The organism is Microbacterium sp. USHLN186, assembly GCF_037145155.1.
Classification (GTDB): Bacteria; Actinomycetota; Actinomycetes; order Actinomycetales; family Microbacteriaceae; genus Microbacterium.
Genome location: NZ_JBBCYA010000003.1, coordinates 274,026 through 293,745, shown reverse-complemented (window position 1 = coordinate 293,745; position 19,720 = coordinate 274,026). Strand labels below are relative to the sequence as shown.

The 19,720-nt window shown below is 71.4% G+C and carries 15 protein-coding genes and 1 riboswitch; of the genes, 12 read left to right on the top strand and 3 right to left on the bottom strand.

Annotated features, from left to right (window positions below; genetic code table 11):
- Positions 1-9: 9 nt before the first annotated feature.
- From cydC to rarD, 3 genes are read right to left on the bottom strand one after another with little or no spacing between them, the layout of a single operon-like run.
- Positions 10-3,429, bottom strand: a complete 3,420-nt coding sequence (gene cydC, locus WFG93_RS08795) for a thiol reductant ABC exporter subunit CydC (protein ID WP_336645955.1) — start codon at positions 3,427-3,429, stop codon at positions 10-12.
- Between the two features lie 52 nt (positions 3,430-3,481).
- Positions 3,482-7,033, bottom strand: a complete 3,552-nt coding sequence (mfd, locus tag WFG93_RS08790) for a transcription-repair coupling factor (protein ID WP_336645954.1) — start codon at positions 7,031-7,033, stop codon at positions 3,482-3,484.
- Between the two features lie 9 nt (positions 7,034-7,042).
- A complete protein-coding gene (gene rarD / locus WFG93_RS08785; protein WP_336645953.1) occupies positions 7,043-7,999 on the bottom strand; it encodes an EamA family transporter RarD in 957 nt (318 codons plus the stop codon).
- 99 nt (positions 8,000-8,098) lie between these two features.
- Between rarD and WFG93_RS08780 the strand changes: the two genes are divergently transcribed.
- The 12 genes from WFG93_RS08780 (at position 8,099) to WFG93_RS08725 (ending at position 19,702) form a co-directional block, all read left to right on the top strand.
- Entirely contained in the window at positions 8,099-8,668 is a 570-nt protein-coding gene (locus WFG93_RS08780) for a GNAT family N-acetyltransferase (protein WP_336645952.1), read from the top strand.
- Positions 8,669-8,827: 159 nt separating this feature from the next.
- Positions 8,828-9,691, top strand: a complete 864-nt coding sequence (locus WFG93_RS08775; RefSeq protein ID WP_336645951.1) for an Fpg/Nei family DNA glycosylase — start codon at positions 8,828-8,830, stop codon at positions 9,689-9,691.
- Between the two features lie 66 nt (positions 9,692-9,757).
- Positions 9,758-9,900, top strand: a riboswitch (FMN riboswitch).
- 47 nt (positions 9,901-9,947) lie between these two features.
- The gene (gene ribD / locus WFG93_RS08770) at positions 9,948-11,030 is read left to right on the top strand and encodes a bifunctional diaminohydroxyphosphoribosylaminopyrimidine deaminase/5-amino-6-(5-phosphoribosylamino)uracil reductase RibD (protein ID WP_336645950.1); all 1,083 of its coding nucleotides are present in this window, start codon (positions 9,948-9,950) and stop codon (positions 11,028-11,030) included.
- Positions 11,030-11,698, top strand: coding sequence for a riboflavin synthase (locus WFG93_RS08765; RefSeq protein WP_336645949.1), 669 nt, complete (start codon positions 11,030-11,032; stop codon positions 11,696-11,698). Before ribD ends, WFG93_RS08765 begins: the two co-directional genes overlap by 1 nt.
- The gene (ribA, locus tag WFG93_RS08760; protein ID WP_336645948.1) at positions 11,695-12,963 is read left to right on the top strand and encodes a GTP cyclohydrolase II; all 1,269 of its coding nucleotides are present in this window, start codon (positions 11,695-11,697) and stop codon (positions 12,961-12,963) included. Before WFG93_RS08765 ends, ribA begins: the two co-directional genes overlap by 4 nt.
- Positions 12,960-13,436, top strand: a complete 477-nt coding sequence (gene ribH / locus WFG93_RS08755) for a 6,7-dimethyl-8-ribityllumazine synthase (RefSeq protein ID WP_336645947.1) — start codon at positions 12,960-12,962, stop codon at positions 13,434-13,436. Before ribA ends, ribH begins: the two co-directional genes overlap by 4 nt.
- Positions 13,437-13,454: 18 nt before the next feature.
- A complete protein-coding gene (locus tag WFG93_RS08750; RefSeq protein ID WP_336645946.1) occupies positions 13,455-13,811 on the top strand; it encodes a Fe-S protein in 357 nt (118 codons plus the stop codon).
- A 154-nt stretch (positions 13,812-13,965) separates the two neighbouring features.
- Positions 13,966-15,138, top strand: a complete 1,173-nt coding sequence (locus tag WFG93_RS08745; RefSeq protein ID WP_336645945.1) for an ABC transporter substrate-binding protein — start codon at positions 13,966-13,968, stop codon at positions 15,136-15,138.
- A 23-nt stretch (positions 15,139-15,161) separates the two neighbouring features.
- A complete protein-coding gene (locus WFG93_RS08740) occupies positions 15,162-16,040 on the top strand; it encodes a branched-chain amino acid ABC transporter permease (protein ID WP_336645944.1) in 879 nt (292 codons plus the stop codon).
- Complete coding sequence (locus WFG93_RS08735) at positions 16,040-17,761, top strand: branched-chain amino acid ABC transporter ATP-binding protein/permease (protein WP_336645943.1); 1,722 nt, start codon at positions 16,040-16,042, stop codon at positions 17,759-17,761. Before WFG93_RS08740 ends, WFG93_RS08735 begins: the two co-directional genes overlap by 1 nt.
- On the top strand, positions 17,754-18,479 hold the full coding sequence (locus WFG93_RS08730) for an ABC transporter ATP-binding protein (RefSeq protein ID WP_336645942.1): 726 nt from the start codon (positions 17,754-17,756) through the stop codon (positions 18,477-18,479). The genes WFG93_RS08735 and WFG93_RS08730 overlap by 8 nt, the downstream gene beginning before the upstream one ends.
- Positions 18,476-19,702: an alpha-hydroxy acid oxidase gene (locus tag WFG93_RS08725; RefSeq protein WP_336645941.1), complete on the top strand. Its 1,227-nt coding sequence runs from the start codon at positions 18,476-18,478 to the stop codon at positions 19,700-19,702. Before WFG93_RS08730 ends, WFG93_RS08725 begins: the two co-directional genes overlap by 4 nt.
- Positions 19,703-19,720: the final 18 nt, after the last annotated feature.

The following is a 19,720-nucleotide window of genomic DNA, read 5'->3' as shown; positions in this document are numbered from 1 at the left end:
CCGTCCGTCTCAGCGCAGCGCCGCCTCCTCCGCGGCGGGCTCCCGCGCGGGCTGCGCGTGACCGAGGCGCACCACGGTGTCGCCCTCGCGTCGGTCGGCGGCGCGGTGCGAGACGAGCAGCACGATCCGCGCAGCGGCCGCCGCACGCACGTCGGCCATCATCGCGACGGCGGTGGGCTGATCCAGGTGCGCGGTGGGCTCGTCGAGCAGGATGACCTCGGCGCGGGTGAGCAGCGCGCGCGCCACCGCGAGGCGCTGACGTTCGCCGCCGGACAGCGCCGAGCCGCCGGGACCGACGCGCGCATCCAGGTCGTCGTCGAGCGCGCGCAGCAGTGCGGCCAGGCCCGCCTGCCGGAGGACCGCCCGCAGCGCGTCATCGTCCACGGCATCCGCACGTGCACGCGCCAGCAGCAGGTTTCCGCGCAGCGTGGAGTCGAAGACGTACGCGTCCTGAGGGCACCACGCGACCCGCTCGCGCCAGGCCCGCTCGCGCAGCCTGGTCAGTGGCATCCGGTCGGCCTCGATGCGCCCGGATGCCACGGGCAGCGCGCCCATGACCGCCGACAGCAGGGTCGACTTGCCCGAGCCGGAGGGCCCGTTCAGCACCAGCCATCCCCCGCGCGACACCTCTGCACTCACTGCGGCGACCGCCGGACGGGCAGCGCCCGGGTAGCGGATGCTCACCTCGTGCAGGGCGAGCTCGCCGACGGCATCCGGGATCCGCTCGCCCCACTCCGGCTGGGGCGCCGGACGCAGCACGGGGGCGAGGCGATCGAGCAGCGTGCGCAGCGCCGGGAGGCGGTGCACGGCGCTCACCAGCGCCGCGAGCGGCTCGAGCAGGGCGAGGGCGAGCAGGGCGATCACCGACGCTGATTCAGCGGGTCGTCCGGCCGAGAGCAGCGGCACCAGCACAGCCAAAGCAGTGGTGGCGACGGTGACCACGGCGGCGCCGAGACCCGCCGACCACGCCGCGCGCCGTTCGGCGGCGGCGAGGCGGTCGCCCGCGGCGGTGAGCGCGTGCAGCGCGCGGTCGGCGACGCCGTTGCCGCGCAGGTCGTCGGACGCGGATGCCAGCGCCGACGATCCGCGCACGATGTCCGAGCGCGCCTGCACCCGATCGGCGCTCGCACCGCGCTCGCTGAGGATCGCCAGCACGACGGCGAGGGTCACCGCGATCAGCAGCACCGCTGCCACCAGCACCGTGAGATGCGGGGTCACGAACGCTGTGGTGACGATGGCGCCGACAGTGACCAGCAGGCCCGCCCCGAGCGGCGGGATGACACGCGGCAGCTGCTCGCGCAGGTCGTCGACGAGGGTGACCAGGTAGTCCAGCGGGGCGCCGCCCTCGAGCAGGCGCCGGGAGCCGGCCCCGCGCGCGGCGATCGCCCGCCACAGCCGCAGCCGCAGCGCGTCGACGACGGCGAAGGCGGCCCGGTGGGTGACGAGACGGTCCGCGTAGCGGCCCGCGGCGCGGCCGATGCCGAACGCGCGCACGCCGACGATGGCGACCAGGAGGTACATGATGTACTCCTCGATGCTCGCCCGCACGATCAGCCAGCCCGAGACGGCGGTCAGCGCGGCCGCGAGCCCCGCGGCGAGCGCCGAGAGCGCGATCGACCCGGCCCACAGCCAGGCGTGCGGGCGCAGCAGCGCGCGCAGGGTGAGCGGACGGATGCCGGACGCCGGCCGTTGCGCTGCGGGGCGCGCTTCGTCGCCGGCGCGCCGGGCGGCGGGAGGGACGACCTCGGCGGAAGGTGCGTTCCGAACCGCCACGCCCGGACGGGGCATCTCCTCGCCCACCTCCACGCGATGCGAGGCCAGGGCGAGGGTCTCCTCCTCGTGCGTGGCGAGTACGATCACGCAGTGATCCGCGCGCCGGCGCACCGCCCGCCGCACGAGATCGGCCGCCCCTGCATCCAGATGCGCCGTCGGCTCGTCCAGCACGAGCAGGCGCGCTCCGGCATCCACCCGTGCCAGCGCCCGCGCCACCGCCAGCCGGCGCAGCTCGCCGGGGCTGAGCTCGGCGATCGCGGCGTCGGCGAGCTCGGCGAGTCCCACCTCGGCGAGCGCCGACGCGTCCGCGCCGTAGAGTGCGAGCTCCGCGCGCGGTGTGTGCGCGAAGGCGTGCGGTGCCTGCGGCGCCCACGCGACGGCATCCGAGTCGACTCCGTCGATCGTGCCGGCGACCTCGGCGTCGGCGGGGAGGGCTCCGACGAGAGCGGCGAGGAGGGTCGACTTGCCCGCGCCGCTCGGGCCGGTCACCGCGGTGATGCCGGACAGCTGTGCGGTGATCGGACGCAGAGCGGGGGTGCGCCGGCCGGCGTACGACACGGCCAGCGCGTGCACCCGCACGGCATCCTGCGCGGCTTCGGCGTCCGCAGCTTTCTCGGCTGCGGCGGCACGCACGTCGCGGCGGTGCGGCAGGGCGAGAATGGCGCGCACGCGCGCCAGTGCCGAGAGTCCGTCCTGCGACGCGTGGAACGCGGTGCCGACGTCACGCAGCGCGGTGAAGCACTCTGGTGCGAGGATCAGGGCGATCAGCGCCGGCTCGAGCGCCATGGTGCCATCGAGCAGACGCAGCCCCAGGAACACGGCGACCACGGCGACCGAGATCGTCGCGATGAGTTCTAGTGCGAGAGCCGACAGGAACGCCCACCGCAGGGTCTCCTCGGTGCGCCGCCGGTAGCGCTGCTGGATGGCGTCCAGCGCGCGGGTCTGCTCCTCGACCCGGCCGAGTCCGACGAGCACGGGCAGTCCACGCGCCAGCTCCGTGAGATGGTCGGCGAGCCGACCGAGCGCGCCGAGAGCCCGGTCGGTGCGCTGTTGGGTGTGCCGGCCGATGAGCACCATGAACAGCGGCACGAGGGGCACGGTGAGCACGATGATGACGGCGCTGAGCCAGTCCGCGCCGAGGATGCGGATGCCGACCAGCAGTGGCACGACCGCCGCGGCCACGAGCGCCGGCAGCGACTGGATGAAGTAGTCGTCGAGGTCGTCCAGGCCGTCGGCCGCGAGCACCGCTGTCGCGCCGCCGCCGCCGGTGCGCTCGCCCTCGGCGATGCGTCGCCAGAGCCGGATGCGCAGCTCGCGCTTGACCGATGTGGCGATCCGACGCGACACCACGGAGCTCGCCCATTCGCCTCCCGCACGCAGCAGTGCGCCGGTCAGTCCGCACAGCAGGATGAGCCGTACGGCATCCGTCGGCAGCGCTCCGGTCGGACCGTCGCCCGCGGCCCCGCCGTCGGCGAGCAGCGCGATGCCGCGCGCAACCGCCTCGGCGATGAGCACGAGGCCGAGCCCCCGGGCGGCGGCGAGCAGCCCGAGGGCGTACAGCGCGGGCCGGGGCACGGCGCGCAGGTCGGGCCGACGTGCCGGCGCCGCCTCACGCGCCGCCTCGATCACCCACGGGTCGTTCGGGTCAGCGCTCACGCACTCAATTCTACCGTCTGTAGAAGTCCTTGCTCGTCGCGGGATGAGCCGATCAGGCGCCGACGGCCACGGGCTCGGGGAACATCGCCGTGAACAGGTTGCCCACCCACTCGAGCAGATCGGTCTCGGTGGGCATCGGCACGACCAGCGCCTCTCCCCCGCCGACGAGCTTCGCCTTCGGGTACAGCCGCTGCAGACGCACCTTCATGGAGTCCTCGAAGCGCGCCGGGGCGATGCGCAGGTTCGACCCCATCGCGACGACGTCCGACAGGCCGGCGCGCGCCGCGCGGCGGCGCAGCCGGGCCACCTGCACCAGCGTGGTCACCTCGTCGGGGAAGGCGCCGTAGCGGTCGACGAGTTCCTCGACCACCAGGTCGATCGCGTCGTCCGCCGCGGATGCCGTCGCCGCCGACGACAGCTTCTGGTAGGCCTCCAGCCGCAGTCGCTCGCTGTCGATGTAGTGCTCCGGGATGCGGGCGTCGACCGGCAGCTCGAGACGCAGCTCGACCTCGGAGTTCGTGTCCTCGCCGCGGAAGGTCGCAACCGCCTCGCCGATCATGCGCAGGTACAGGTCGAAGCCGACGCCGGCGATGTGGCCGGCCTGCTCGGCGCCGAGCAGATTGCCGGCGCCGCGCAGCTCGAGGTCCTTCAGCGCGACCTGCATGCCGGAGCCCAGTTCGTTGTTGACCGCGATCGTCTGCAGCCGGTCGGCGGCGGTCTCGCTGAGCGGCTTCATCTCGTCGTAGAGGAAGTAGGCGTAGGCGCGCTCGCGGCCGCGGCCCACGCGTCCGCGCAGCTGGTGCAGCTGGGAGAGCCCGTACTTGTCGGCGCGGTCGATGATGATCGTGTTGGCATTCGAGATGTCCAGGCCGGTCTCGATGATCGTCGTCGAGACGAGCACGTCGTACTTGCGCTCCCAGAAGTCGTCGACGACCTGCTCGAGCTGATGCTCGCCCATCCTGCCGTGGGCGACGGCGATGCGCGCCTCGGGCACGAGCTCGGCGAGCTCGGATGCCACCCGCTGGATCGACTGCACCCGGTTGTGCACGAAGAACACCTGCCCCTCGCGCAGGATCTCGCGACGGATCGCCGCGGCGATCTGGCGATCGCTGCGCGGGCCGACGAAGGAGAGGATCGGATGCCGGTCCTCGGGCGGGGTCTGCAATGTGGACATCTCCCGGATGCCGGTGACCGCCATCTCCAGCGTGCGCGGGATCGGGGTCGCGCTCATGGCGAGGATGTCGACGTTGGTCTTCAGCTTCTTCAGCGCGTCCTTGTGCTCGACGCCGAAGCGCTGCTCCTCGTCGATGATCATCAGCCCGAGGTCCTTGAAGATCACCTGATCCGTGAGGATGCGGTGCGTGCCGATGACCATGTCGATCGAGCCGTCCACGAGCCCCTGCAGGGTGAGCCGCGCCTCCTTGTCGGTCTGGAACCGGGAGAGCGGGCGCACCTTCACCGGGAAGCCGGCGAAGCGCTCGGTGAACGTCTCGAGGTGCTGCTTGACGAGCAGGGTGGTGGGCACGAGCATGGCCACCTGCTTGCCCTCCTGGATGGCCTTGAAGGCAGCGCGCACGGCGACCTCGGTCTTGCCGAAGCCGACGTCGCCCGACAGCAGCCGGTCCATCGGGATCGGCCGCTCCATGTCCGCCTTGATCTCCTCGATGGTCTGCAGCTGGTCCTGCGTCTCGGCGAACGGGAACGCCTCTTCGAGCTCGCGCTGCCAGGGCGTGTCGGGGCCGAACGCGTGCCCCTTCGAGCTCATCCGCGCGGAGTACAGCTTCACGAGCTCGACCGCGATGTCGCGCACCGCCCGGCGCGCCTTGCCCTTCGCTGCCGCCCAGTCGCTGCCGCCCATCTTCGACAGCGTGGGCGCCTCGCCGCCGACGTACTTCGAGAGCAGGTCGAGCTGATCCGTGGGCACGAACAGCTTGTCGCCGGGATAGCCCCGCTTCGAGGGCGCGTACTCGAGCACGAGGTACTCGCGGGTGGTCTTGACGGCATTACGACCACCGGACGACACCTCGCGCTTGGTCATCTCGACGAAGCGCCCGATGCCGTGCGTGGAGTGCACGACGAAATCGCCCTGCTTGAGCTGCAGCGGGTCGACGACGTTGCGCCGCCGCGAGGCCAGCTTCTTCACGGTCCGCTGGTCGCCGCCGATCGTGCGTCCGTAGAACTCGTTGTCGGTGAGCACCGCGATCCTGGCATCCGGCACCTGGAAACCCGACTCAACGGACCCGGCGACGAGCGTCGCGACGCCGCCCTCGGGCTCGTCGGTCAGCTGCTCGACGATCCGCGCGGCGAGGCCGCGGTCGCTGAGCACGTCTCGGGCGCGCTCGACGAGCCCCTGACCCGAGGAGATGATGACGACGCGCCAGCCGTCACCGAGGCGCGCCTCGACGAACGCGATCGCGCCGTCGACGTTGCCGTGGAAGGAGGGGATGATCGAGGAATCGAGGTTCTCGGCCGCCTCGTCGTCGACCGCGAACGGCGTGACGCGCCACCACACGCCGTCGCGCTCGTGCACGATCTCGCGCAGGCGCGCGAGGCTGACGAACTCGCCCGCGCTGAGACTTGTGCTGAGCCCCGTCGAAGTGTCGATCGGAGCCGAGGCTCCCGACGTGGCGGCGTTCCACGCGGCCTCGAGGAACTCCCGGTTGGTCTCGCCGAGGTTCTTCGCTCGTGCCGCGCCGCGCGCGGGGTCGACGATGGCGACCGCCGAGCGCTCGGGGAGGTACTCGGCGAGGGTGACCAGCGCTCCCGATACGGCGGGCAGAAGCGACTCCATCCCCTCCACCGGGATGCCCTGCGACATCTTCTCGAGCATCCCCGCGATGGCGGGGAACCGTCCGATCAGCGCACCGGCGCGCTCGCGCACCTCCGGGGTGAGCAGCAGCTCACGACTCGCGGCCAGCGAGACGGACTCGACGTCTCCGGGCAGGGAACGCTGGTCGGCCACCGAGAAGGCGCGGATCTGGTCGACCTCGTCGCCGAAGAACTCCACGCGCAGCGGGTGATCGGCCGTGGGCGGGAACACGTCGAGGATGCCGCCGCGCACGGCGAACTCGCCGCGGCGCGAGACCATGTCCACTCGTGAGTACGCGCGCTCCACGAGCTGCTCGACGGCATCCTCCAGCTCGATGCCGCGGCCGCCCATCCGCAGCTCGAGCGGGGCGGCGTCGCCGAGGTTCGCCGCGAGGGGCTGCAGGGCGGCGCGCACCGAGGCGACGATGACGAGCGGTCGCTCACCGCTCCAGGTGACGATGCGGCGCAGGGTGTCGAGTCGGCGCCCCACCGTGTCGGGACTCGGGCTGAGCCGTTCGTGCGGCAGCGTCTCCCAGGCGGGGAAGGTGAGCACCTCGGCGTCGGCGAGGTACGCGTCCAGCGCCGACGCGACCGATTCGGCGCGGCGTCCGGTGGGGGTGACCACGAGGACCGAGGCGGGCAGCCCGGCGGCGGCGCGCTTGCGCAGCAGTCCGGCGATGATCGGGGCGTCGAGCCCGTCGACGGCGGAGATCTCGGCGTCGGTCTGCGCCCAGGTGAGGGCGTCGCGGTACAGGTTCGCCTCTTCCAAGGCGCGCAGAATCCCCGGAACAGTCACCGGACGATTCTAGTCGCGACGGTCGGTGTCCGGCTCGCCGACCCCGGGAGCACCCGGGTCGCTCGGCAGCGGCAGGTCGCCGCGGCCGCGGCGGCTGCGCCGGGAGCCGCGAAAGCCCTCCACGGCGAGCACGGTGAGCGCGACGGCGAGGATGCCGTAGACGACGGCATCCGCGCCCTGCATCCGCTCACCCAGCAGCAGCGCGACGCCCACCAGCAGCACGGGTTCGACGTAGCTGAGCAGGCCGAACACCGGCAGCGGCAGCAGCGTCGCAGCCGCGAGGTACAGCGACATCGCCGCCGCGCTGGCGATGCCGATCCCCGCGAGACCGGTCAGTTCGGCGCCAGTGAGCACTCCCGGCGCGGCCGTGGCGAGGAAGAGCACCGCGACCGGCAGCATCAGCAGCGATTCGGCGCCGAACACGATGGGGCCGTCCAGGCCGAAGCGCTGCCGCACGACGAAGTAGACGGTGTACGGCAGGCAGATCGCCAGCGTCACCCACGACAGCTGCGGGGTGGCGGCGATCTTCACCGCGACGGCGGCGGCGGCCAGGGACACGACGACCCATTGCATCCGGCTCACCCGTGCGCGCAGCAGGAAGCGCCCGCCCAGTACGAGGCAGATCGGCAGCAGCAGGTACCCGAGCGAGGTGTCGAGGGCGTGACCGTGCATCGGTGCCCACATGAACAGCCACAGCTGGAAGCCGATGATGGCGGCGAGGCCGACCAGCAGCAGCGGCATCCACCACCGGGCGCTGAGGCGACGGGCGAGCAGACGCAGCTGCGCGCGGGCGAGCGGATGCAGCAGCGCGAGCGCGTAGCAGGCGAAGGTCACCAGGATCCGCCACGCGAAGACGACCTCGGCGGATGAGCTGAGGATGCCGGCGAGGAAGAAGATCGCGCCGAAGAGCACCGAGGCGAGCACGGAGGCGAGCACTCCGCGCGGCGAGGTGTGCTGCACCGCCACGTCCGCCTCCGTCTTCTGCGCGCCGTGTGCATGCTGATGGCCGGCGCAGCGCCGCGTTCCAGGATATCGGGGGTGGACGGCTGCCGATAACGTTGCCGGATGGATCCCGTCACCCTGCACACCGAACGGCTCGTTCTCAGCATCCCCACCACGGCGGACATCGACGCGATCACCGCGGCCTGCCAGGATCCGGAGGTGTCGCGGTGGACGACGGTGCCGAGTCCGTACTCACGGGAGAACGCGGCTGAGTTCGTGGAGCTCGTCGCCGGATGGTGGGCGGACGGAGTCGAGACGGTATGGGCGATCCGCGAGGGCGATGTGCTGGCCGGGATGATCGGGCTGCACCGGATCACCGCGCACCCGCACGGTGGCGAGGCCGAGATCGGCTTCTGGGGCGTCGCCGAGTTCCGCGGACGCGGTGTGATGGGCGAGGCCGCGCGAGCCGTGATCGACTTCGCGTTCGGCGAGCTGCGCCTCGCGCGGGTGACGTGGCGGGCCGTGGTCGGCAACGTCCCGTCGGCGCGCACCGCCCGCTCGCTGGGCTTCCGGTACGAGGGGACGCTGCGCCAGGGGCTGGCGAGCGCGCGCGGGCGCGACGACGGGTGGATCGCCGGCCTGCTGGCATCGGACGACCGGCATCCGGCCCCCTGGCGCGTCCTCTCCCCCTGAGGGGTCAAAAAACGTCGCATGTGCGCGCTCCCATGCGACGTTTTCTGGCCCCCCTGCGCCTCGCGCGCGTCGTGGGGGGTCAATAAGTGCGGGATGTGCACGCTCCCATGCGGCATTTTTTGACCCCTCAAGAGGGGGGAATGGTGGCAGGATGACGGGATGCCGGAGATGCCGGAGGTTCAGGGACTCGTCGACTTCCTCGCCGCGCGCGCCGCGGGTCACACCATCGCGCGTGTGCGCGTCGCCGCCATCGCCGCGCTGAAGACGTTCGACCCGCCGGTGTCGGCGCTCGAGGGCGCGACGATCACCGCCGCCGCCCGCCGGGGCAAGTTCATCGACATCGACTGCGGCCCCGAGCTGCACCTCGTCTTCCACCTCGCGAAGGCGGGCTGGCTGCGCTGGTACGACGAGCTGCCCCAGACGCCCATCAAGCCCGGACGCAGCCCCATCGCGGTGAGAGTCGCGCTCGACGACGACAGCGGATTCGACCTCACCGAGGCCGGCACCAAGAAATCTCTCGCCGTGTACGTGGTGCGCGATCCGCAGGAGGTGGCCGGCATCGCCCGACTCGGCCCGGATCCGCTCGCCGCCGACTTCACCCGCGACGCCTTCGCCGCCCTGCTCGCCGGCCGCCGCACCCAGATCAAGGGTCTGCTGCGCGATCAGAACCTCATCGCCGGAATCGGCAACGCCTACAGCGACGAGATCTTACATGCCGCGCGGATGTCGCCGTACGCGCCGGCGGCGAACCTCGACGACGCCGAGATCGACCGCCTCTACGAGGCGATGCAGCACACGCTGCGCGATGCCGTCGCGGCGGCGGCAGGCAGACCGCCCGCGGATCTGAAGGATGCCAAGCGGCGCGGCATGCAGGTGCACGCGCGCCGCGGTGAAACGTGCCCGGTGTGCGGAGACACCGTGCGCAGCGTGTTCTTCGCCGATCGCAGCATGGAGTACTGCCCCACCTGCCAGACCGGCGGCAAGGTGCTCGCCGACCGCCGGCTCTCCCGGCTGCTGAAATGAGCGCACGCCCCACCCGTGTTACGCGGAATGAATCCTTCCCGCGCACGTTGACTAGACTCAGAGCATCAACGTGCTCCGGGGTCGGTGTGAATCCGAACCGGCGGTGACAGTCCGCGAACGCCTGGCGACAGGCGCCGATCCGGTGGAAATCCGGAACCGACGGTGATGCGAGCGAGAGCTCGTCAGTCCGGATGAGAGGCAGCACGTGGCGTCCTCGTGCGCTGCAGACCCCGGATATCCCAGAGAAGGAAGACCGATGGCTGCGACCGAGGCCGAGCGCGACGCGATGTCGCGCGCCCTCGCCCTCGCCGCCGACGGCCCGCGCGGTGTGAATCCGCAGGTCGGCGCCGTCATCCTCTCCGCCTCCGGCGAGGTGCTCGCCGAGGGCGTGCACCGCGGAGCCGGCACGCCGCACGCGGAGGTCGACGCCCTCTCCCGCCTCGACGGCACTCAGGTGCATGGCGCGACCGCCATCGTCACGCTCGAGCCCTGCAACCACACCGGTCGCACCGGCCCGTGCGCGCAGGCGCTGATCGACGCGGGTATCGCGCGCGTCGTCTACGCGTTCGACGACCCCGGCGAGATCTCCGGCGGCGGCGCGGAACGGCTGCGCGCGGCCGGCGTCGAGGTCGTCGTCGGTGAGCAGGCGGATGCCGCCGAGCGGCTGATCCACGACTGGCTCGCCGTGCAGCGCCTGGGCCGCCCCCTGGTCACCGTGAAGTGGGCGCAGAGCCTGGACGGGCGGGCCGCGGCATCCGACGGGTCCAGCCAGTGGATCACCGGGCCCGAGGCCCGCGCCGACGTGCACCTCCGGCGCACCGACGCCGATGCGATCGTCGTGGGCACCGGCACTCTGCTCGCGGATGATCCGGCGCTCACAGCGCGCGACGGCGATGAGCTGCGGCCGAACCAGCCCGTGCCGGTCGTGATCGGCACGCGCGCGACGCCGCCGACGGCGGCCGTGCATCGGCATCCGCGCACTCCGCTCTTCTACGACACGCATGATCTGACCGCCGTGCTCACCGATCTCGCCGCGCGCGGCGTGCAGCGCGTCTTCGTCGAGGGCGGACCGACCCTGGCCAGCGCGTTCGTCGCTGCGGGCTACGCCGACACGGTCCTCGCGTACCTCGCACCGGTGCTGCTCGGCGGCGACCGCGTCGCGCTCACCGACATCGGCGTCAGCGGCATCGGCGAGGCGGTCCGCCTCGAGGTCGAGCAGTGGATGCCGCTCGGCGACGACCTGCTCGTGATCGCTCACCCCGTCACGGCGCCGCGCGCCGCCCCACCGACACCGACGTCGACACCGAACCCGAGGCCGACCGCGAAGGAAGGAAGCTGATGTTCACCGGAATCATCGAGGAGATCGGCGAGATCGCCGAGATCTCGCCCGCCGGCGACGGTTGGCGGCTCACCGTGCGCGCGCCGAAGGCCGCGGCGGATGCCGTGCACGGCGAATCCATCGCCGTCAGCGGCGTCTGCCTGACCGTCGTCGGCTCGAGCGCCGACACCTTTGACGCGGATGTCATGAAGCAGACCCTCGACGTGTCGGCTCTGGGCGCCGTCGCCGTCGGCTCGCGGGTGAACATCGAGAAGGCCATGCCGGTCGGCGCGCGCCTGGGCGGACACATCGTGCAGGGTCACGTCGACGGCGTCGGTACGGTGCTCGAGGTGCGTCCCGGTGCGCAGTGGCAGGTGCTGCGCATCGCACTGCCCGCCGAGCTCGCCCCCCTGGTCGTCGACAAGGGCTCGATCAGCGTGGCAGGCACCTCGCTCACCGTGAGCGCGGTCAGCTCCGCCCCAGGGCAGGGGTCGGACAGCGCCGCCCCAGGGCAGGGCTCGGACAGCGCGCACTGGTTCGAGGTCTCGCTGATCCCCGAGACGCTCGAGGCGACCACGCTCGGCGCACTGCAGCCCGGCGACCTCGTCAACCTCGAGACCGACATCCTCGCCCGTCACGTCGAGCGGCTGCTCGCATTCCGCTCCCTTCCGGAAGGAGGCTCGCGATGAGCCTTTCCCCCATCACCGACGCTCTCGACGCGCTGCGCGCCGGTCGCCCGGTCATCGTCGCCGACGACGAGAACCGCGAGAACGAGGGCGACATCATCATCTCCGCCGAGCTGGCGACGCCGGAGACTATGGCGTGGATGGTGCGCTGGACCTCCGGCCTCATCTGCGCCCCGATGCCCGCCGACCTCGCCGATCACCTCAATCTCCCCCCGATGGTGGAGGTCAACGAGGACGCCCGCACCACGGCGTACACGGTGAGCGTGGATGCCGCCGAGGGCGTCACCACCGGCATCAGCGCCAGCGACCGCGCGCTGACCCTGAACGTGCTCGCGAACCCGGCATCCGTACCCACGAGCCTGATCCGCCCCGGGCACATCCTCCCGCTGCGCGCGGTCGACGGCGGCGTGCGCGAGCGCGGCGGACACACCGAGGCGGCGGTCGAGCTCATGCGCCTCGCCGGGCTGCAGCCGGTGGGTGCGATCGCCGAGGTCGTCGCCGACGACGGCAGTATGATGCGCCTGCCGGGCCTGCTCGAGCTCGGCGCGCGCGAGGGCGTGCCGGTGATCACCATCGAGCAGCTCATCGCGCACCTGAACGAGACCGACCCCCGCGACGAGACCGCGTGCGCTCCCCTGCGCACCCGCCGCCGGGTGAGCCTGCGCGCCGACGCGAACGTGCCCACCGATCACGGCACCTTCCGCTTCCTGGCGTACAAGGATCGCGTCAGCGGCACCGACCACATCGCAGTCGTCTCGGGCACGCCCGGCGACACCGCGCTGGTGCGCGTGCACTCGGAGTGCCTCACCGGCGAGGCGTTCGGCTCGCAGAAGTGCGAGTGCGGCCCGCAGCTGCGCGCGGCCCTCGACCGCATCGAGGCGGAGGGCGGCGTCGTGATCTACATGCGCGGTCACGAGGGCCGCGGCATCGGACTGATCAACAAGCTCCGCGCCTACGCCCTGCAGGAGGAGGGCCTGGACACCGTCGACGCCAACCTCGCGCTGGGCCTGCCCGCCGACGCCCGCGAGTACGCGGCGGCGGCCGGCATCCTGGCCGACCTCGGCATCTCGAAGGTGCGACTGCTGACCAACAACACCGACAAGGTCGCGCAGCTGCGCGCACTGGGCCTCGAGGTCGTCGAGCAGGTGCCCCTGATCGTCGGCGTCGGGCCGAACAACCATCAGTACCTCGAGACCAAGCGCGATCGCATGGGACACATCATCGGTGCGGCCGAGCTGGCCAGCGCCCTCGGAAAGGACGACGCATGAGCGGCGCAGGAGCCCCCACCCCGCACACCCCCCTCGACGGCACCGGGCTGCGCGTCGTCGTCGTGGCGGGAACCTGGCACGAGACGATCTCGAACGGCCTGATCGCGGGCGCTCAGCGCGTGCTGGATGCCGCCGGCGCCGCCCACACGCTTGTACGCGTGCCGGGATCGTTCGAGCTCGCGGTCGCCGCGCAGGCGGCGTTCGCCGGCGGTGCGGACGCCGTGGTCGCCCTCGGCGTGATCATCCGCGGCGGCACGCCGCACTTCGAGTACGTCTCGGCGGCGACCACCGACGGACTGACGCGGGTGGCGCTGGATGCCGGAAAGCCGGTCGGCTTCGGCGTGCTCACCCTCGACGACGAGCAGCAGGGACTGGACCGTGCGGGCCTCGCCGGCTCGAAGGAGGACAAGGGCGCGGAGGCCGCGGACGCGGCGATCCGCACCGCGCGCGTGGTCGCGGAGCTGCGCGGCTGAACAGGCTAGCCTGGGGTCATGGAGACCTTGCGCCACATCGTCCTGTTCATCCACCTTCTCGGCTTCGCCGTGCTCTTCGGTGCGTGGGCGGTGCAGGCGTTCGGCGGGCGACGTGAGATCGTCAAGCTCATGCACATCGGCGTGACGATCGCCGCGGTGGCCGGTCTCGCCCTCGCCGCCCCCTGGGGACTGCCCGACGACGTCACACCGAACTACGCGAAGATCGGCACGAAGCTCGTCATCCTGCTGATCATCGGCGCGTTCCTCGGCATCGGCCAGGCACGTCAGCGCAAGGCCGGGGCCGTTCCCGCCGCGCTGTTCTGGGGCATCGGCATCCTCACCGCCGTGAACGCGGGCATCGCCGTCCTCTGGTGAGCGGTCACAGGCCCACGACGTGCCTGCGCCCGGGCATATGATCGAGGCATTGCCGCACAGCGCGCCTCGATGAGGACGCCGCGCTCGCCCGCGCACACGAAGTCCGTGTCGCGCGGGGCAATCCGCACTCACATGCCCGTCGAATGGATCCCTCATGCGTAAAGCACTGCACACCGCCGTCATCCTGTCCGCATCCGCCCTCGTCCTCGCCGGCTGCAGCTCGGCCGACAGCGGCAGCACCGCCCCGGGAGAGGGACTGAAGGGATCGGGCAGCGGCGAGAGCTGCGTCATCGAGGGCACCGTCCCCCTGGGCGCCGCCCTCAGCCTCACCGGCGCCGCCGCCAGCTACGGCGAGTCGCAGCAGAAGGGCCTCGAGCTGGCGCTGGACGATCTCAACGCCGAGAAGGGCGTCAAGTACTCGCTGAAGGTCGAGGACGACGGGTCCGACCCGCGACAGGCGATCAGCGTGTTCGAGAAGTTCGTCTCGGACGGCACCAGCCTGGTGATCGGCCCCACCCTGTCGAACACCGCGTTCCAGGCGCAGCCCATCGCGCAGGAGGGCGGCATGCCCGTGCTCGCCATCTCGAACACCGCCACCGGCATCACTGCGCAGGGCGACTTCATCTTCCGCGACTCGCTCACCGAGGCGCAGGTGATCCCGCAGACCATCGAGACCGCCAAGGACAAGCTCGGCCTGAAGAAGGTCGTCGTGATGTACAGCAACGACGACGCGTTCACCGAGTCCGGGTACAAGGTGATGGAGTCGGCGCTGAAGGACCAGGGCGTCGAGGTGCTGGAGACCCTGAAGTTCTCGGTCAAGGACACCGACTTCCGCAGCCTGCTCACCGCGGCGAAGGAGCAGAAGCCGGATGCCATCGTCGTGTCGGCCCTCATCGAGGCGGCCATCCCGCTGGTCACCCAGGCGCGCGAGCTCGGCATCGATCAGCCCATCATCGGCGGCAACGGCTTCAACAACCCGGCGCTCATGAAGGACGCCGGCGAGGCCGCCGAGGGCGTCATCGTGGGTGCGGCCTGGAACTCCGCCTCGGACAGCCCCGAGAACACCGCGTTCATGAAGGCCTACGAGGAGAAGTACGGCGCCGGCCCCGATCAGTTCGCCGCGCAGGCGTACGCCGGCATGCAGATCGTCGACCACGCCGTGCGCTCGAACTGCTCGGCGGAGCGCACCGACGTGCAGAAGGGACTGACCGAGGTCAAGGACCTTGCCACCCCGCTCGGCTCGATCAGCATCAACAAGGACCGTGACGCCGAGCACCCGGCCGTCGTGCAGATCGTCAAGGACGGCAAGTTCGCCGTCCTGAACTGACCTGCGGAGCGAAGAGAACCGCCATGGCGCAGCAGTTGCTGAACGGCCTGTTCCTCGGATCGATCTACGCGCTGTTCGCCATCGGGTTCACCCTGGTGTTCGGCATCCTCGACCGACTGAACCTGGCCCATCCCGCCGCGTTCGCCGCCTCGGCGTTCGTCGGCATCTGGCTCACCGAGTCGTTCGATCTGCCGATCGGCGTCGTGCTCGTGCTGGTCTTCGCCTTCGGCGCGATCGTGGGTCTGCTCATCGAGCGGATCGCGTTCCGTCCGTTGAAGGACCGTCCTGACGCGCACTTCGCCGGGCTGATCTCCTCGATCGCGATGGGCGGCATGCTCATCGCGCTGCTGCAGGCCGTGTTCGGACCGAACACCCGGCGCTTCCCCGCCGGTACGGTGCCCGACGACGCGATCGAGTTCGGCGGAGTGACGGCCAGCATGCTGCAGATCGTCATCGTCGCCGTCTCGCTCGGTCTGATGATCGCGCTCACCCTGCTGGTGAGCCGGTCGTCGCTGGGCCGCTCGATGCGCGCCGTCGCCGAGAACCCGGGTGCCGCCCGGGTTCTCGGCGTCAACGTCGACCGCGTCACCTCCATCACCTTCGCCATCTCCACCGCGCTGGGCGCGGTGGCCGGCGTGCTCTTCGCCCTCAGCGTGAACAGCGCGCAGCTGGGCATGGGCAGCGCGATAGAGCTGAAGGGCCTGGCCGTGATCATCGTCGGCGGCATGGGCTCGCTGCCCGGCGCGCTGATCGGCGGTCTCGTGCTCGGCGTCGCCGAGGTGTTCGCGATCCAGTACGTCGGCTCCAGCTGGCGCGACCTCATCGCGTTCGCGCTGCTCTTCGTCATCCTGCTGGTGCGCCCGCAGGGTCTGTTCGGCAAGCGCAAGGTGCGTGAGGTCTGATGCTGTTCACCGAGTCGACCCTCGTCTTCATCGCGCTCAACGGCGTCTTCGCGTTCTCGTTCTACGCGGTGCTCGTGGCGGGGCAGCTCAGCCTCGCCCAGGCCGGCTTCGCCGGGATCGCCGCCTTCACCGCGGCGACGATCACCCCGACGCCGGACGCGTGGGGTCCGCTGCCGACGCTGCTGTTCGCCATGGTCGTCGGGATGCTGGTGGGCGCACTGGCCGCCGTCATCCTCGGCCTTCCGACCATGCGCCTGCGCGGGGTGTTCCTCGCGATCGCGACGCTCGGCTTCGCCGAGGCCATCCGCATCTTCATCCTCAACGCGGAATGGACCGGCGGCGCTCAGGGCATGCCCGTGCCCAAGATCATGACCCCGCTGATCGCGTGGATCGTGCTGCTGCTGGTCGCCTACTGGTTCTGGCGGCAGGGCCGCTCGCGCTACGGTCGGGCGCTGGAGGCCATCCGCGAGGATGAGCTCGCCGCCCGCTCGATCGGCATCAACGTGGGTGGGCACCGCCTCAGCGCATTCGTCGCGGCGGGCGTGCTCGCCGGACTCTACGGCGTGATGTGGGCCTACTACCTGCGCCTGATCGCCCCCGAGGACTTCGCGTTCGACAAGGCCATCGACGGTCTGGTCACGGCCGTGGTCGGCGGCACCGCGAACTTCCTCGGACCGGTGCTCGGCAGCGGCTTCCAGACCCTGCTGCCCGAGCTGCAGCGCATGATCGGCATCGAAGCGGGCTGGATCCGCCCGTTCATCTCCGGCCTGCTGCTGCTGCTCGTGATCCTGTACCTGCCCGGTGGGATCGCCAGTCTCATCCCCCGCCGACATCAGCGCATCGACGTGTCCGCGCTCGACACCTCCGAGCCGATCGTGGGGCGCACGCATCCCACGAAGGGCGAAGTGGTCGCCGAGCTGAAGGGCCTGTCGAAGGAGCACGGCGGCGTGCACGCCGTGCGTGGCGTCGATCTCACCGTGCGCAGCGGCGATGTGGTCGGACTCATCGGCCCCAACGGCGCGGGCAAGACCACCCTGGTCAACATGATCAGCGGACTCATCCCGCCCTCCTCCGGCTCGGCCACCGTGCTCGGCGTGCCGGTGGGGCGCACACCGGTGCACCGCATCGCCGCGGCCGGCGTGACGCGCACCTTCCAGCACTCGAAGCTGTTCAACCGGCTCACCGCGCTCGAGAACGTGCTGATCGGCGCCCACCTGGTGGCGCGTCCCACCTTCCTGCGCCGCCTGGTGTGGCTGCCGTCGGCGCGACGTGACGAGCGGATGGCGCTCGAGCACGCGGCCCGCTGCCTGCGGCGGGTCGGCCTGCTCGAGAAGGCGAACGACACTGCGCAGAGCCTGTCGTACGGCGACCAGCGCCGGCTCGAGATCGCTCGCGCCCTCGCCGCGGACCCGTCGCTGCTCATCCTCGACGAGCCGGCCGCCGGCATGAACCATGTCGAGGCGGAGGCGCTGTCGTCGCTGATCCGCTCGCTCACCGCCGACGGTCTGACGATCATCTTCATCGAGCACAACGTCGGGATGGTGCTCGACACGTGCGATCACATCGTGGTGCTGAACTTCGGCGAGGTGCTCGCCGACGGCACGCCGGCGGAGATCGCGGCCGACGAGCGCGTCATCGAGGCCTACCTGGGCGCCGCCGACGAGGACGCCACCTCGTACCGCGCGGGCTCGGCGACCACCCCTGAGGAGAACAATGGCTGAGCCGCTGCTGAGCGTGCAGGACCTCGCGGTCTCGTACGGCCGGGTGCAGGCCGTGCGCGGTGTCTCGTTCGACGTCGCGGCCGGCTCGCTGGTCACGCTGGTCGGCGCCAACGGGGCCGGCAAGTCCTCGATCATCAATGCCGTGTCCGGACTGGTGCGGCCTGCCGCCGGACGGATCCTGTTCCAGGGCGCCGACATCACCCGCCTGCGCTCGCACCGTCTGGTGCCGCGGGGACTTGTGCAGGTGCCCGAGGGCCGGCAGATCCTCGCGACGATGACGATCGCCGAGAACCTGCAGATGGGTGCCCGGTTCCACGGACCGGGCGCGGCTGCGGGCATCGACGAGATGTACCAGCGCTTCCCCGTGCTCGGCGAGCGCCGCAAGCTCGCCGCCGGTTCCCTGTCGGGCGGCGAGCAGCAGATGCTCGCGATCGCGCGTGCGATGCTGGCGAGACCCCAGCTCATCCTCATGGACGAGCCGTCGATGGGCCTCGCACCGAAGATCGTCAACGAGGTGTTCGCGGTGATCGAAGAGGTCCTCGCCGGCGGCACCACCGTGCTGCTCGTCGAGCAGAACGCGCGACGCGCCCTGCAGGCCGCCGACGAGGGGCACATCCTGCAGAACGGCGAGATCGTCCGCTCGGGCCCCTCGGCCACGCTGCTGGCCGACGACGACATCATCCAGGCCTACCTCGGCACCGGCAGGGCGAAGGGATGACCCTGCCCCCGCGACGCATCCCGCGCCGCGTGCCGACCTGGGCTGCGGTGGCGCCTCTGCTCGGCTTCCGTCGCCCGGTGTGGAACGGAGTCGAGCGACGCCTGGCCCGCGCGCTGTCCGTGAAGGATCTCGCGCGTCTCGCGCGGCGCAGCACCCCGCGATCGGTGTTCGACTACGTGCACGGCGCCGCCGAGGACGAGCTGAGCATCGCTCGCGCCCGGCGCGCGTTCGCCGAGGTCGAGTTCGAGCCGCGGGTGCTGCACGATGTCGCCCAGGTGGACACCTCGACGACCATCCTCGGCGAGACCGCGTCGCTCCCGCTGATCATGGCGCCGACCGGTTTCACCCGGATGATGCATCACGAGGGCGAGATCGCGGTGGCCCGCGCGGCGGCGCGAGCCGGCGTCCCGTACACCCTCTCCACCATGGGCACCACGGCGCCGGGTGAGCTGCAGCAGGCCGTCCCCACGGGATCGAACTGGTTCCAGGTGTACCTCTGGAAGGACCGCGAGGGCACGCGACGGCTCATCGACGAGGCTCGCCGCGCGGGGTACGGCACCCTGGTGCTCACCGTCGACACCCCCGTCGCCGGCAACCGGATGCGTGACGCGCGCAACGGGCTGACCATCCCGCCGACGCTGAACCTGCGCACGATGTGGGACATGGCGTGGCATCCGCAGTGGTGGTTCCACGTGCTCACCACCGCCCCGATCGAGTTCGCCAGTCTGCGCTCCTTCGACGGCACGGTCGCCGAGCTCGTCGGGCGCATGTTCGACCCGAGCCTGAAGCTCGACGACCTCGCATGGCTGCGTGAAGAATGGTCGGGCAAGCTCGTGGTGAAGGGCATCCAGTCCGTCGCCGACGCGCGGCGCGTGGTGGATGCCGGCGCCGACGCGCTGGTGGTGTCGAATCACGGCGGACGACAGCTCGACCGCGCCCCCACTCCCCTGCGGCTGCTGCCCGAGGTCGCTGCGGCCGTAGGAGATCGGGCCGAGATCTTCCTCGACACCGGCATCCTCTCCGGCGCCGACGTGCTCGCCGCGGTCGGGCTCGGCGCCGACGCGTGCATGGTCGGTCGCGCCTACCTGTACGGGTTGATGGCGGGCGGCGAGCGCGGCGTGGATCGGATGCTGCAGATCATGCGCGACGAGGCGGTGCGCACGATGCAGCTCGCCGGCGTCTCGAGCGTGCGCGAGCTGCGCGGGCGGGTGCGTCTGGGCTGAGCGTGCACGGGCTGACAC